Below are 14350 nucleotides of genomic sequence, written 5' to 3'. Positions count from 1 at the left end.
CCCGCGTCCTCACCCCCACGAGGACGCGGGCCCGTCTCGTGTGTACGCGGCGGGACGGGCCGTCAGGCGCCCAGCAGGTCCGAGATCGCCGCCGCCGCGACCGGGCGCGACCAGTGCCACCCCTGGCCGGTGTCGCAGCCGATCCGCCGCAGCCGCTCGGCCTGCTCCGCGCTCTCCACGCACTCCGCGGTGACCGTCAGGCCCAGGCGGTGGGCGAGCTGGACCAGCGCCTCGACGATCGTCTCGTCGGCCGGGTTGGGGTGCTCGGCGGACCGGAAGCCCTGCACGAACGACCCGTCGAGCTTCAGCGCGGACACCGGCAGCCGGCTCATGTACGCGAGGTTGGAGTAGCCGGTGCCGAAGTCGTCGATGGCGATCCGCACCCCCATCTCGTGCAGCGCGTGCAGCGCCTGCAGCGGCCGGCCCGCCGACCCCATCACCGCGGACTCGGTCAGCTCCAGCTGCAGCAGCCGCGGCGGCAGCCCGGTCCTGCGCAGGATCGCCGCCACGTCGGCGACCAGGTCGGAGTCCCATACCTGCCGCACCGCGACGTTCACCGAGACCACCAGCGGCCGGTCCGGGTGCGCCTGCTGCCACGCGCGGGCCTGCCGGCAGGACTCGGCCAGCACCCAGCGACCCAGCGGCACGATCGAACCGTCCTCCTCGGCCAGGCCGATGAAGCGGTTCGGGGCCAGCCGCCCGAAGTGCGGGTGCTCCCAGCGCACCAGCGCCTCCACCCCGCGCAGCCGGCCGGTGTCCAGGGCCACCAGCGGCTGGTAGTCCAGCACGAACTCGCCGCGCTCGACGGCCTGGCGCAGGGTGCGGGCCAGCGCCTGGCGGGTCATCCGGTGCTCGTTGCGCTCGGGGTCGAAGAGCGTCCAACGCGCCTTGCCGTCCGCTTTCGCCCAGTAGAGCGTGGTGTCGGCGGCCTGCATGAGCTGGGTCGCGGTGCTGCCCGCGGCCTCCCGCTCGACCACGCCGATGCTCGCCGAGACCGCCAGCCGGTGGCCGCCCACGTCGAACGGCTGCTGAAGCGCCGTCAGCACCGCCTCCGCCAGCCCGGTTGCCTGCCCGGTCCCGGTGGAGTCGCGCAGCAGCAGGGCGAACTCGTCGCCGCCGAGCCGGGCGGCCAGGTGGCCGCCGTCGCGGGCGCAGCCCTGCAACCGGTGGGCGACGGCGGCCAGCAGCTCGTCGCCGACCCGGTGCCCGAGCGTGTCGTTGACCGCCTTGAAGCCGTCCAGGTCCAGGTAGCACAGGCCGATCCGGCCGGTGCCGCGCTCGCCCGCCCGCTCGACCGCCTCGGCCAGCCGCTCCAGGAACAGCGCGCGGTTGGGCAGCCGGGTGACCGCGTCGTGCATCCGCAGATGCCGCAACTGCTCGCGCAGTGCGTCGCGTTCGCCGACGTCCTCGACGGTGAGCAGCAGCGGCCGGGACTCGGTGCGGACCAGGGTGATCTCGGCACGGAAGCCGCTGCCGTCGGTGCGGGTCAGCCCGCGGGTGCAGCGCAGCCGGGCGCGGCGGCCGCTGAGCACCGCGTGGAAGGCGGCGCCGGTGTGCGCGTCCCCGGCCAGGCCCAGCAGGACCGCGGCGTCCGTCCCGGTCGCGCGTTCGGGCGGGGTGCCCAGCAGGGTGCCGAGCGCGCGGTTCGCGGCGAGCACCAGGCCGTCGAGGCCGACCAGGGCCATCGGCGTCCGGGCGGCGGTGAACGCGGCACGATAGTCCCGTAGCTGGCTGTCCGCCGCAGGCCAGGCGGGGACATCACTCTGCGTGATGACCTGTGTCGTGCTGTCGGGCTCGGCGCCGGGGCTGCCCGAGGGTGCGCCCATGGCCCGCTCCCTGTTCGCGCTCTCTTCACTGGCGATCATATGGGCTGGCGGAGTTGGTGATCCAGCGTCGTCGTGGTGATTTCCCGCACGACTGCTGACGGAGTGACGGTTTCCGCTCGTTTGCGTCGAGCATCTGATCGCCTTCCGCACATCATCACGGACCGTAGTCGCTCGCATGGCGGTGCGTCCGCACGCCCGTGCCCCGAGGAGGCCCCGGCGCGACACCCGCACGGACCAGCCGAACGCCGCAAAACACCTCATTTCATAGCAATGTGGGGGAGGTCTCCCGAACAGCTCGGCATTCCTCCCCGGAGGTCCCAGTGCGGCGGTCAGGCAGCAGGTCAGGTCCCCGGCGGCCGGTGGCCCCGCGGGCGCGCGCGGCGGCGGTGTGCCGCCGGCTCCGCGTGCCGCGCCGGGTGCTGCGGGCGGGCGCGGCGGCTCTGACGGGCTTCGCCGGACTGGTGGCCTGGACGCTGATGACCGGGCCCGCCGCGCACGGCGCCGAGGACAGCGCGTGCCTGCTGCCGCGCACCGACGTCCACCACTCCGAGGGGCTCGACAGCTGGCCGGGCGGCTACTCCCACCCCGTCGGTGACGTCAACGCCCTGATGATCTTCCTGTCGTTCCCGGACGCCGTGCCGGAACTGTCCACGCAGGAGATCGCCGCCGACCACTTCCCGGCCACCAGCACCTTCTTCGACAACGCCTCCTTCGGCCAGTTCCGGCTGCACGTGCACCCGATGACCCGCTGGCTGCAGATGCCGCGGGCCTCCACGGACTACCGCATCAACCGGGACTGGAACGCCGCCGACCGCAGCATGTACCTGCGCGACGCCATCCGCACCGCGGACCCCGCGGTCGACTTCCACGGCTACGACGTCGTCTACCTCGTCGCCGACCCCGACGCGCCCGGCGTGGACTCCGACGCCACCAAGGTCGTCAACCTCGCCCAGCCGGTCACCGTCGACGGCACACCGCTGCGCCGGCTCGTCACCGTCTTCGAGCACCATCCGCCGGACCGCGACGTGCTGGCCCACGAGACCGGGCACGTTTTCGACCTGCCCGACCTGTACTACCGGCCGCCGGTCGGCAGCAACGCCGACTGGGACACGCACGTCGGGGACTGGGATCTCATGGGCAGTCAGTTCGGCCTCGACCCGGACCCGTTCGCCTGGCACAAGTGGAAGCTCGGCTGGCTGCGCGACGACCAGGTCGGCTGCATCTCCCGCACCGGCGTCACCTACCACGACCTCAGCCCGGACGAGACGCCCGGCGGCACCAAGCTGCTGGTGGTGCGCACCGGCCCCGACTCGGTGCTGGCCGTCGAGGCGCGCAGCACCGCGGGCAACGACGCCACCGGCTGCCGCCAGGGCGTCCTGATGTACCGGGTGCGCTCCGACAAGGAGTCCGGCGACGGGCCCGTCGACGTGATCGACGGCCACCCCGGCACCTCCGCGTGCGAGGGCACGTCCGTCTACCCGCCGCTGGCCGACGCGCCGCTCGGCGTCGGCGAGTCCTACACCGTGCCGGACGGCTCGACCCAGGTCACGGTGATGGGACGCGGCACCGGCGGCACCTGGACCGTACGGGTCACCGAGGCCGTGCCGCACCTCCGCGCCGGCTCCGGCGACAGGAGCTGACCGGCGTGGCCGCGCCGGGCAGGTACGGACTGAGAATTCTCGCGCTGGGGGCGATATGCCTGCTGGCCGTCGCCTCGACGGCCGCCTCCGACCCGCACTTCGCGTTCAACGCCCCACCCCCGCCCGCCGCCCGGCCGTGCGCCCTGCGGGCCACCCCGGGCGTGGCGATGTCCGAGGGGTTCCCCGACCGGTCCCAGAGCACCGGCCCGGACGCCGAGTTCGCCCCGTCCACCGGCACGCTGCACGCCCTCACGCTCTTCATCGACTTCCCCGACGCGCCCGCGCCCTACAGCGCCAAGCAGCGGTACGGCGAGTTCTTCCCGGCGGTCAAGCAGTGGTACGCCGCGGCGTCCTACGGCCGGCTCGACTACGAGTCGACGCCCGTCCTGCGCTGGATACGGATGCCGCAGCCGTTCTCCGCCTACGGGATCGGCCGCGGCTACGGCTGGGACGCGCACACGGCGATGATGCGGGACCTGCTCAAGGTCGCCGACCGCGGCATCGACTTCCGCGGCTACGACCTGGTCAACATCCTCGTCACACCCAACGCGGGCCCGCCCGCCGACGAGGCGGTGCTCTCGGTCACCTGGACCGGCGCGTCCGCCGCCACCACCGACGACGGCGCCCAGCTCAACAAGGTGTCCCTGATATACGGCCACGACCAGTCGGGTTCACGGGTGCTCAGCCACGAGAACGGGCACGCCCTGGGCCTGCCCGACCTCTACGACGCCGACGACTTCCAGCGCACCGACAGCCTGGCCGGCCAGTGGGACACAATGTCCCTGGACTGGGGCCTGCAGGGCGACCTGTTCGCGTGGCACAAGTGGCGGCTGGGCTGGATCACCGACCGGCAGATCGACTGCGTCACCCGGCGCGGCACCGCCACGTACGAGCTGACGCCGGTCGAGGAGCCCGGCGGGCGCAAGGCCGTCATCGTGCCGTACGGACCCACCAGGGCCTACGTGCTGGAGGTGCGGCAGAAGAAGGGGGACGACCGCGACGCCTGCCGGACCGGCCTGCTCGCCTACCGCGTGCGCACCGACATCGACTCCGGGCAGGGGCCGGTGACGGTCACCGACGCCCATCCGCTCACCAGCGCCTGCGACTTCAGCAGCGGGGCCTTCAACTCGCTGAACGACGCGCCCTTCACGGTCGGCGAGAGCTACACCGACCACCCGTCGGGGGTGACCTTCCAGGTCCTGTCGCGCACAGCGGCGGGGACGTACACGGTGCGCGTCACCCGCCGCTGATCCCGCGGGGGCCTCGGCTCAGGCGAGGAGCTCGGCCTCGAGCGTGATGTTCACCCCGGCCAGGGCCTTGCTCACCGGGCAGTTGGCCTTGGCGTCCTGCGCCGCGGCCTGGAACGCCTCGTCGGTCAGGCCGGGCACCCGCGCCTTGACGGACAGGGTGATGCCGGTGATGCCCTCGCCGGGCTGGAAGGTGACGTTCGCCTGCGTCTGAACGGTCTCCGGCGGGGTGCCCGCGCCGGCCAGGCCGTGCGAGAGGGCCATCGAGTAGCAGGAGGAGTGGGCCGCGGCGATCAGCTCCTCGGGGGAGGTCTTGCCGTTCGCGGCCTCGGCGCGCGAGGGCCACGACACCTCGTACTGGCCGACGCCGGAGGTGTCCAGCGAGACGGTACCGGCGCCGCCGATCAGCGGGCCCTTCCACTGAGTCGTCGCGGTGCGGGTGGTTGCCATGAGAAGCCTCCCAAAGGTACGAACAGGGCCGACGGCTCGCGCCGTCACCCTGACGCTACATCCCGGCCTGCGGCCGGCCCCTCATCCCCCCCCGCGGCGAGCCCGCGCCCCTGTCCGGCCTCCGCCCGGAAACCGCTGCCGTGGACGCCTCCACCCCCTCCCGCTGCGCCCGCGCCCTGTTGGGGCTGCGCCCGCCTCGGCTGCTTTGGAGTGCGTTGCGCCCCGACAGGGACGCGGGGAACTGCGCGACCAGCCACGACGCGTGCCGCACTCCGCCACCGCCCCGAAGGGGCTGTTCGGTCCGCTCCGGACCACCGGCCGGTGGCCGGTTGCTCGCGCTGGACTCACCTCCCGGGCGAAGCCTGGGGGACCCCGCGCCCCTGATGGTTGCCCTTCGCCCGAACACGGCTAATCCTCCGCCTGGGCAGGGCGAACCCTCCGTCCGCACCGGGCGTGCCGCTGCCCGGGCAGGTGGAACCCTTCGCCCGGGGAAGGCGTGACCCACTTCTGGAGAGGGCCGGGGAGATCAGTGGAAGTGGGGGCGGGGGGTGGTGAGGGTGGCGGCAGCCATCACGCGGGGGAGTTCGGTGGGGCGCTGGCACAGGAGCCGGCGGGGGCGGCGTACCGCGGGGACGCCGGGCAGGACGGACAGGGCCAGGGAGATCCGGGCGACCCCGCGCACCGGGTCGAGCCCGGCGGCGGCCCGCTCCAGGACCTCCGCCAGGAGGAAGTCCGCCGCGTCCCGCCCCGACTCCCGGTCCCACCGCAGCAGATCGAGCGTCAGCCCGTCCGCCCCCCACGGCACCAGCACCAGCAGCGCGCACACCCGCCCGTGGCGGTCCCGGCACTCCGCCAGGAGGCAGTCGCCGTCAGCCGCGTCGCCGAGCCGCCCGATCCCGGGCGCCGTCCGCCGCCGCCCGCGCAGCGCCCGCAGGCGCCCGCCGTGCTGCCGCCACGCGTCGGCGAGTTGGGCCAGGTGCGGCCACTCCTGCGGGTCGACCTCCCGCTGCCGGCGCAGCACCGCCTCGTACCCGGCCTCGGCCATCACCTTGCGCAGCCGGGCGAGTTCCGGCGGCACCGCGGCCGCGTCCAGCAGCCCTTCCTCGTCGGAGGCCACCGCGTGCAGCCCGGCCGCCCGGTAGGCCGCCGTGCCCTCCTCGCCCGCGTACGCCGCGGCCGGCGCCCACGCGTGCCGGCGGGCCGTGTCCAGCCAGCCCGCCACCGCCTCCCGCCGGGCGTCCGCGGGGCCGAGCGGATCGCCCCAGGCCAGGGCGACGCCGTTGACCACCCGGTAGACCACGGCGGCGGCCCGGTCCCGGCTCCAGCACACCGACAGGTCGCGGCGCAGCGCGAAGTAGCCGAAGGAGTCCGCGGTGCCGTACGCGCGCACCAGGGCCCGCAGCCGCCGCTCGTCCGCCGGGGCCAGGCGGGAGCGCCCCGGCGGCGAGCGGAAGAAGGCGAACAGCACCACCAGCATCAGGGCGGCGCTCAGCAGGTTGATGGCCAGGTCGGTCCAGCCGGGCACGTCCACGCCCGGGAGTTCGAAGAGGCTGGAGACGGTCAGCACCCGCACCGCCGCGTACCGGGCGCTCGCGCCCCACGTGCTGGGCGCCGCCCGGTCCGTGCCGTACACCAGCAGGGTGCCCAGGCCGACCGCGACCGCGGCGCCGGCCACCAGGGTGACCAGGGCGAGCGCGACGTTGCCGTGCGCCCCGCGGACGTTGAACCGGGTGCGGGACACCAGCAGCGCGCCCAGCAGCAGGGCGGTGAGGGTCAGCGACACCCAGTTGAAGGGGTGCCGGTGGGCCCGGGGCACCGCGGCGACGGACGTAAGGATGATCACCAGGTAGCAGGCGGTCAGCACCACCGTGAGGATCCACGCGGCCCGCTTGCGCCGCCGCAGGCTCACCGACAGCACGAAGGCCAGCGCCGCTCCGGTGAAGCCGGGGCTGACCAGGAAGGACGTCACGTACTCGCCGTCGGTCGCGGCCCGCACCCGCTCGCGGAAGGGCGCGATGAGCGCGGTGACGAGGTTGACCGCGGCGGCCGCCCGCAGGTACCAGACGGCGGCCGCCGCGCCCGGATCGCGCAGCGGTCCCAGCACCTGTGCCAGCCGCAGCTCCAGCCGGGACGGCGGCACCTCCACCACGGTGGGTTCGCGGCGCGGCGGCTTCTTGGTCAGCGACACCGGGTTGGGCGCGCCGGCCACCGCGTCCATGAACCGGGTCTTCATCTGCGCGAACCTCTGGTGGAAGCGCTGCTCGCGGCGCTCGGCGCGGGCCATCCGCCGCGGCCGGGAGGTGTACCGCCAGCGCGCCCACGGGCTGCCGGGGCGGGCCAGCCGCAGCGCGCCCACCAGCGCGAGCAGCGGCACCATCACGCCGAGCAGGCCCGTCCACACCTTGCCCTTGAGCAGGCACAGCACCACGAACCCGGCCAGCAGCGCGGCCACCACCCAGGTGACCCAGGATGTGCCGCCGACCCCGCCGCCCAGCGGCGCGGCGCCGAACAGCACCAGGCCGATGATCGCCACGGCCAGGATCACCGCGTCGACCGACTTGCGGCCCTCCTCGCGCCAGTAGACGTCCTCCAGGTGCAGCACCAGTGCGAACTCGTCGAGCACCAGCCCGCAGCCGACACCGAAGAGCACCGCGAGCAGATCGTGCACCAGCGGCCCGCCGCGCACCGCGAACGCGCCGATCCCGCCGATGAACATCATCACCTGGCCGAAGACCACGTGGTGGATGTGGAGTCCGCCGGGCTCGACGTTGCCCGGCCACCAGGACACCCCGCGCCGGATCATCCGCGTGCTGAACCGGATGAACAGGAACGACGCGAGGAGTCCGAGGAGCAGCAGGAGGAGCTGACGGCGGCCGGTGGACGCCTGGATCCGCACCTGTACCTGGTCCACGTACGCCGGCCAGTGCCCCATGGATCAAGCGTCCCGGCAGAGCCGGCCGGCACCTCGTTCTGTTGCGGCACCCGGGGGAGTGGGAGGATGGAAAGGGGCGGAAACCGGCGGCGAACAGCCGGAAAATCATCCAGAACAGACCAACGGCATGAACGTGGCATCGGTGCGGCATCGATGCACAGCGCCGGGCCGGTGCCGGTTCCAGGTGGTGATCGGCATGGAACACCCGCACATCACACTGATCCGCAAGGGGTACGACGCCTTCTCCCGAGGTGACATGGACACCCTCAGGACGCTGCTCACGTCCGACTGCACCCACCACGTTCCCGGCAGCAGCCCGATGTCCGGGGACTTCAAGGGGATCGAGGCGGTCCTGGGCTACTACGGGAAGCTCGCGGAGCAGACCGGAGGAACCTTCAAGGTCGAGCTGCAGAACGTCCTGACCGACGGGCGGGGGCACGTGATGGCCTTCCACCGGGCCTCCGCCGAGCGGGACGGGAGGACGCTGGACGCGATGGAGGGCATCGTCTTCCGGATCATCGGGGAGAAGGTGACGGACATCGACGAGTGCGTCGAAGACCTGGACGTCGTGGACGCCTTCTGGTCCTAGATCAGGGAGGGGCGCGGCGGTCCGGGCACGGTCCCGGGCGGGCACACCACGAAGGCCCTCCGCGACTGCGGAGGGCCTTCGGTTCAGGTGCGCCGCCAGGGACTCGAACCCCGGACCCGCTGATTAAGAGTCAGCTGCTCTAACCAACTGAGCTAGCGGCGCCTGCTGACGTCGTAGACCTTAGCACCCGGTCGCAGCGTGTGGAAAATCGATAGTTCTCAGACCGGCTCAGGGGTGCTGACCAGGGACGGAGCGACCCGGCCCGGGCCCGGCGCGCCGCCGCGCGCGGCCCTGACGCACGCCCACAGCAGGACGTCGGGGCCGGGGAGCCAGGGCGAACGGGTGTCCGGCGCCACCACCCAGCGCGACGCCGTGCCCAGAGCATCCGCGGCGTCCCCGCTGTCCCCGGAGCCGCCGTCTGGGGAGCCGCGGTCTTCGGAGTGCCGGTCGTACCCGGAGCATCGGCCCTGCGCACCACCCGGCGGCCCGTACAGCGGCGGCACGGTGACGGCCTCGCCCGCCCCGTGGCACAGCAGGGGCGGGATGCGGTCCGCCCACTCCTCCCAGCCCAGCAGCGACGGCAGCCGCTGGGCCGTGCCGGGGGCCACCAGCAGCAGCACCCGGCCGCGGTGCAGCGCGGCCGGGCCGCTGCCCGGACCGGAGCCCCACAACTGCTCCAGCAGCCGGCGACCGAACAGCGCGGGCGCGTTCACCACGTCGAACGCGGTGCCGCACGGCAGCACGCTCGGCGCGGTGGGCCGGGCCGACCACAGGGCCTCGACGCTGCGGGGGAACGCGCTGGCCGACGCGAGCCAGGCGGCGCCTTCCGGGGTGACGTACGCGGTGTGCTGCCGTCGGAGTGCCTCACTGACGACGTCCAGGGCGTGCCATTCATCCATGGCGTCTACATGTACGGGGCTGCCGCGGCCGTTCCGGCGACATCCCCCGAACATCCCACGCCGGGCCCCTGAAAGGGGTATCTTGCCGCAGGGTGACCGGACGGTGACGATCCGGGGTCGCGGAAGGCCGCTCAGCCCGCGGCCGCCGGTCTCCGGCTGCCGTTCGGGCTCAGTGCTCGGGCCTCAGGCCTCGGGCGTGACGCCGCCGTTCCTGATCAGGTCCTGGCCGTACTCGACCATCTTCTTCGCGTAGTCCTCGGTCCACCCGGCCCGCTCGGCGATCGCGTCCGGACCCAGCCGGTCGAAGCGGCGGGGGTCGGCGAGCTGGGCCGCCGCCATCGCCTGGAAGGCGGTCGCCCGGTCGGCCGCGGACCGGAAGGCCAGCGCCAGCTCGGTCGCCCGGTCCAGCAGCTGCAGCGGGTCGTCCATCGACTCCAGGTCGAAGAAGCGGTCGCGGTCGCCGTCGTCGGGCGCTCCCGGCTCGAACAGCAGCGGGGCAGGCCGCTTGGGCCGTGGGGTCTGCTCCCCGCGCGGCCGGTCCGCGGGCTGCGGCTCGGACATACCGTGTACCTCCCGGAGTTCGTCGACGTCTCCCATTCTCCCGCGCCCCGCAAGTCCCCCCGCGGCCCGTCCGCCGCGGCGGCGACACCCGACCGCCCGCGCGCGGGCAGCGGGGGTGCGTCAGGGCCGCCAGGCGACCCGGTGCTCGGCCAGATGCGCCAGCACCGCGTGATTGGCCTCCCAGCCGTCGGGGAACTTCACCGTGACGCCGAGCTGCACCGGCTCCGACGACGGATGCTCGTCCAGCAGCTCCGCAACGCCCGCCCGGCACACCACGATGCAGGCGTGCCGGTGGCGGGACGCCAGCACGCACAGCCGGCCGGTCTCCAGGTGGAAGGCGGTGGCGTCGGGCCGGCCGGAGAGCGGGTGGAGCACCACGGTCACGTCGAACTCCCGCCCCTGCAGCCGGTTCGCGGTGTCCACCGCGACCCCGCCCGCGGCCCCCGTGGGAACCCCCAGCGCGGCGAGCGCGCCGCGGACCGCCGCCGCCTGGTCGCGGTGCGCGGTGCCGACCGCGATCCGGTCCGCGGTGAGCGGGACGGGGCCCGCGTCCGTCCCGGAGTACGTCACCCCGCCGCGGTCCAGCAGGCGCCGTACGACCTGGGCCACCGCGCGCACCGCCTCGGGGTCGGTGCGCGGGGTGTGCCGGGCCGGCAGCTCCAGCAGCCCCCAGCCGCTCTCCGCGGCCTCGTCCAGCACCCGGTCGGGACCGGCACCGTCGCCCGCCACCCCGAAGGACAGCCGCCGCTCGCCCGGGGCGGTGCCGCTGCGGAACGGCGTGTACGGGTAGAACGCCCGCGACACCAGAGGCGCCGCGGACGCCGGCAGCCGCCAGGACACCGGCAGCCGGTGCTGCGGCAGGCCCGGGTTGTGCGCGAGCAGCGTGACCACAGCGCTCGCCGACGGGTCGTAAGCGAGCCCCGCCCACTGCTCGGCGCCCACGATGCTGAACGGGTCGAGCTGCCCGGGGTCGCCCACGAACAGCGCCCGCTCGAACAGCCCGGCCACCTGCAGCAGCGCGTCGGAGCGCATCTGGTACGCCTCGTCGACGATCGCGTGCCGCCACGGCTCGGTGTCCTTGACGTACGCCCACTTGGCCGCGGTCGCCAGCACCACCGCGCGGTCCCGCAGGTCGGCGACCGCGGAGGACTTGGCGAGGGCCGGGTGCCGGTCGAGCACCGGGTCGGGCGGTGAGTCCGTGCCGTGCAGGCGGCCGATCGGCAGCTCCGGGTCCGCGGTGGCCAGCCGGTCGGCGAGGTCGTCGACCTGGGCGTTGGTCTGCGCCACGATCATCAGCGACTCGCCGGCCGCGGCCAGTTCACGGGCCGCGCGCACCACCAGCGTCGACTTGCCCGCGCCGGGCGGCGAGTCGACGACGACCCCGCGGGCCGTGCCGTGCAGGGTGCTGTCGAGGATCGCCGCGGTGGCCCGGGCCGCCTCGGCCGCCGGGTCGAACACGGCGGCGCCGGCGGGCGGGGGGCCGACCGGTGTGGTCCGGGACGTCACAGGTGGTCCTCCGCGGTGACGGGGTCGGGGGCGTCCGGCACGGCGAGGGCGCCCGGCGGCCCGCCGTGGGTCCACGGCGTCGCCTCCTGGTCGGGCAGGGCGGGGCCGCCGCGCGGGTCGTGCTCGAAGAGGGTGAACGTCACCCTGTCGCCCGGCGCCGGCACCGAACCCTCCCTGGGCGCCTTGCCGTTGCCCATGCCGCCGGTCAGCCGGACGGTGATCCGGCAGCCGTTCACCGCGGCGTCCGCCGCGTCCGGAACGCCCGGAGCGCCGGGTGCCGCCTCCACGGACACCAGGTCGGCCGGCTGGGCCGACCGCGCCTCCGGCACCGCCCGGTACACCCGGGCGCCCGGCTCGGCCTGCGGCAGGTCGCCGGTGTCCAGGGTCACCAGCGGGCGGGGCATGGGCCGGCGGCCGTCGGAGAACGCCATCTCGACGTCGCGGACCACGCCGGTGAACGCCTCGCCCGCCAGGCGGCGCGCGGCCAGCGCGAGCGGGTCGTCCAGCGCCTCCTGGGCGGCCAGCCGCGCCTGCGCGGTCTCGCGGCCGGCGAGCTTCTGGGCCGCGGCGATCGCGTCGTCCCGCCGGGGCTGCGGCGGCTCACCGGCCACCACCCGGTCGCGGTGCCCGGTGAACGACCAGCGGTCCCGCTTCCAGCGCTCCTCGACATGCGCGCCCTCCGGCAGGGCGCGCAGCAGGTCGAGACCGTGCCACACGTCGTCCCACACCGGCCGCAGCTGCGACGCGACCAGGCGGCGCACCGCGGCCTCGGCGGCGGCGACCCCCGACCCGGCCGCGCGGGCCGCGTCGTAGCGGGTCAGCGCCGGGGCGAGCACCCGGTTGTCGAAGCGGGGGTCGGTCGCCGGGCCGGCCGGCGGACTGACCAGCAGGCCGTCGGGGGTGCGGCCGGTCTCCGCCCGCGCCGCGGCCGCGGCGCCGTCCAGGCCGGGCGGCGGATCGATCCAGCCGAGCAGCGACCCCAGGTGCTGGTCCTCCAGCGCGCTCTGCCCGGTCGTCCAGTGCCGGGACAGCAGGTCGGTCATCGCCACCAGCAGCGAACTGCCGGGCGTGCGCGCCCGTTCGGCGTAGTGCGTGAGCCAGCGGCCCAGCAGCGGCAGCGGCGCCGGGACCGGGTAGGGCGCGTCCGGGTCCTCCGCGGTGCGCAGGAAGCGGGTGGACCGGCCGACCAGCCGCAGGTAGTCCACCGTCGCCGCGTTGGGGACGACGATCTGCAGCGCGTCGGCGCACAGTTCCGTCTCCTCGCGGTTGCGGGTGGCCGGCTCGGTCTCCGTGCGCTCGGCGCACGCGTCCAGCAGCGGCAGCACGATCCCGGCGAGCCCGGCGAAGAAGCCGAACCGCAGGTCGCGGTCGAGGGGCTGGGGCACCACGAGGAGTTCGGGCGCGTCCCGGTCGGTGCCGGCCAGCGCGCCCAGCGGCGCACCGGCCTCGCCGGCGGTGGTCAGCAGCACCAGGACGAGCGGCCGCGCGGACAGCCGGCGGTGCAGCACGGTCGCGGCGGGGACGGCCCGGCCCGCGGCGACCGCCTCGGCCCTGGCCAGGGTGTGCAGCACGCTCACCGGGCGGCACCGCCGTCCGCGCCGTGCTCGGCGGCCCGCTCCAGGGCCTCGGCCCGCAGCGCCGCCGCCCGGCGCAGTGCCGCGACCGCGGGGTCGGCCGGGTCGCCCGCGGCGCCGCCGGCGGCGGCCAGCACCGCCTCCACGCTGGTCAGCTCGCCGAGTTCGCCGCGCAGCGACCGGCCGAGGGCGGCCACGTCGCCGCACGTCCTGGCCCGGGACCGGCAGTGGAAGGCCAGTTCGCAGGTGGACAGGCACTCGGGGGAGTAGGCCGCGGGGACGGAGTCGACGGCTTCCGCCAGGTCGCCGGAGGGCCGGGTCGCCGAGCCGTCGGCGTCGCGGGCCAGGTCGAAGGTGGTGCCCTCCGGCAGCGCGTCGGCGATCTCCTCGATCCGGGTGAGCCGGGCCAGCTGGCGCCGGGTGACCGCGAGTTGCCTGCGCACGTCGACCCACTCGGCGGTGGGCTGGTTGGAGAAGTTCCTCGGGCACACCAGCAGCGCGGCGGACCGCGTCCGGCCGGGCGTGACGGCGTCCAGCGCGAGGACGTACACGGCCGACTGCCGGGCGGCCGCGCCGACCTTCTGCGGGTCCGCGCCGCCGTCCAGGATCGGGAACGACTTGATCTCCACCACCGTCCAGGACCCGTCGGGCGCCACGGCCACCGCGTCCGGTTCGAGGTACGCCGTCGAGCCGGCGACCTCGAGGGCGAGCAGCGGGTGGTCGAGCAGCGTCCAGGAGCCGGCCGGCGCCTCGGCCAGCGCGAGCCGGGTGCGGGCGGCCCGGCCCTCGGGGCCCGCCGCGGCCAGGTCGGGGACGTGCGCGCGGCCCTCGGCGCCCAGCAGGCGCAGCAGTTCGGTGCAGCCGTCGGCCTTCACGCGGGCCTCGAAGGCGTGGCCGCGGGAGAAGGCGAACCGGGACTGGCCGAAGGGGGCGGGGGCGCCCAGGACGCCGGCGACCGCGCCCTTGTCGACGCCCGCGGCGTCCAGCAGGGCACGGCGGCGGCACCCGGGGTTGGCGGCCAGGGCGGCCAGGGCCCGCGCGTCGAGCGGGCGGGGGGCGGTGGCCGGGCCGCGCAGCGCGGCCAGCCGCTCCCGCAGGGAGTGCGAAGTACTCACCCGGGAGAGTG

General features: G+C 75.1%; 11 protein-coding genes and 1 tRNA gene. 3 read left to right on the top strand and 9 right to left on the bottom strand.

Features of this window, described 5'->3' with window-relative positions:
* Window positions 1-62 precede the first annotated feature (62 nt).
* Entirely contained in the window at window positions 63-1826 is a 1764-nt protein-coding gene (locus K7862_RS16555) for a putative bifunctional diguanylate cyclase/phosphodiesterase (protein WP_222963369.1), read from the bottom strand.
* Window positions 1827-2185: 359 nt separating this feature from the next.
* Here K7862_RS16555 and K7862_RS16550 point away from each other — a divergent pair, with 359 nt between their 5' ends.
* Together K7862_RS16550 and K7862_RS16545 are read left to right on the top strand one after the other, a co-directional pair.
* The gene (locus K7862_RS16550; protein WP_308012026.1) at window positions 2186-3466 is read left to right on the top strand and encodes a M6 family metalloprotease domain-containing protein; all 1281 of its coding nucleotides are present in this window, start codon (window positions 2186-2188) and stop codon (window positions 3464-3466) included.
* Window positions 3467-3471: 5 nt separating this feature from the next.
* Window positions 3472-4716 carry a M6 family metalloprotease domain-containing protein gene (locus K7862_RS16545; protein WP_308012025.1) on the top strand — a complete coding sequence of 415 codons (1245 nt, stop codon included), beginning with the start codon at window positions 3472-3474 and terminating at the stop codon, window positions 4714-4716.
* Window positions 4717-4734: 18 nt separating this feature from the next.
* On the opposite strand, the gene K7862_RS16540 is transcribed toward K7862_RS16545, so the two are convergent.
* Both K7862_RS16540 and K7862_RS16535 read right to left on the bottom strand, forming a co-directional pair.
* Window positions 4735-5163, bottom strand: a complete 429-nt coding sequence (locus K7862_RS16540; RefSeq protein ID WP_222963368.1) for an OsmC family peroxiredoxin — start codon at window positions 5161-5163, stop codon at window positions 4735-4737.
* A 526-nt stretch (window positions 5164-5689) separates the two neighbouring features.
* Window positions 5690-8095 carry a phosphatidylglycerol lysyltransferase domain-containing protein gene (locus tag K7862_RS16535; protein WP_222963367.1) on the bottom strand — a complete coding sequence of 802 codons (2406 nt, stop codon included), beginning with the start codon at window positions 8093-8095 and terminating at the stop codon, window positions 5690-5692.
* A gap of 196 nt (window positions 8096-8291) precedes the next feature.
* Between K7862_RS16535 and K7862_RS16530 the strand changes: the two genes are divergently transcribed.
* Window positions 8292-8684 (top strand): nuclear transport factor 2 family protein, encoded by a 393-nt coding sequence (locus K7862_RS16530; protein WP_222963366.1) that lies wholly within the window; start codon window positions 8292-8294, stop codon window positions 8682-8684.
* Window positions 8685-8772: 88 nt separating this feature from the next.
* On the opposite strand, the gene K7862_RS16525 is transcribed toward K7862_RS16530, so the two are convergent.
* From K7862_RS16525 to K7862_RS16500, 6 genes are all read right to left on the bottom strand, one after another.
* Window positions 8773-8846, bottom strand: a tRNA-Lys gene (locus K7862_RS16525).
* Between the two features lie 56 nt (window positions 8847-8902).
* Window positions 8903-9583 carry a bifunctional DNA primase/polymerase gene (locus K7862_RS16520; RefSeq protein WP_222963365.1) on the bottom strand — a complete coding sequence of 227 codons (681 nt, stop codon included), beginning with the start codon at window positions 9581-9583 and terminating at the stop codon, window positions 8903-8905.
* Between the two features lie 183 nt (window positions 9584-9766).
* Window positions 9767-10144: a DUF8844 domain-containing protein gene (locus K7862_RS16515; protein WP_222963364.1), complete on the bottom strand. Its 378-nt coding sequence runs from the start codon at window positions 10142-10144 to the stop codon at window positions 9767-9769.
* A 120-nt stretch (window positions 10145-10264) separates the two neighbouring features.
* Window positions 10265-11650 (bottom strand): AAA family ATPase, encoded by a 1386-nt coding sequence (locus K7862_RS16510; RefSeq protein WP_308012024.1) that lies wholly within the window; start codon window positions 11648-11650, stop codon window positions 10265-10267.
* Window positions 11647-13227 carry an amino acid adenylation domain-containing protein gene (locus K7862_RS16505; RefSeq protein ID WP_222963363.1) on the bottom strand — a complete coding sequence of 527 codons (1581 nt, stop codon included), beginning with the start codon at window positions 13225-13227 and terminating at the stop codon, window positions 11647-11649. Before K7862_RS16505 ends, K7862_RS16510 begins: the two co-directional genes overlap by 4 nt.
* Entirely contained in the window at window positions 13224-14339 is a 1116-nt protein-coding gene (locus tag K7862_RS16500; RefSeq protein ID WP_308012023.1) for a hypothetical protein, read from the bottom strand. Before K7862_RS16500 ends, K7862_RS16505 begins: the two co-directional genes overlap by 4 nt.
* Between the last annotated feature and the right edge of the window lie 11 nt (window positions 14340-14350).

It is taken from the genome of Actinacidiphila acidipaludis (assembly GCF_019890725.1).
In the GTDB taxonomy this organism is placed as follows: domain Bacteria; phylum Actinomycetota; class Actinomycetes; order Streptomycetales; family Streptomycetaceae; genus Actinacidiphila; species Actinacidiphila acidipaludis.
This window is presented reverse-complemented; position numbering and strand designations above follow the sequence as displayed.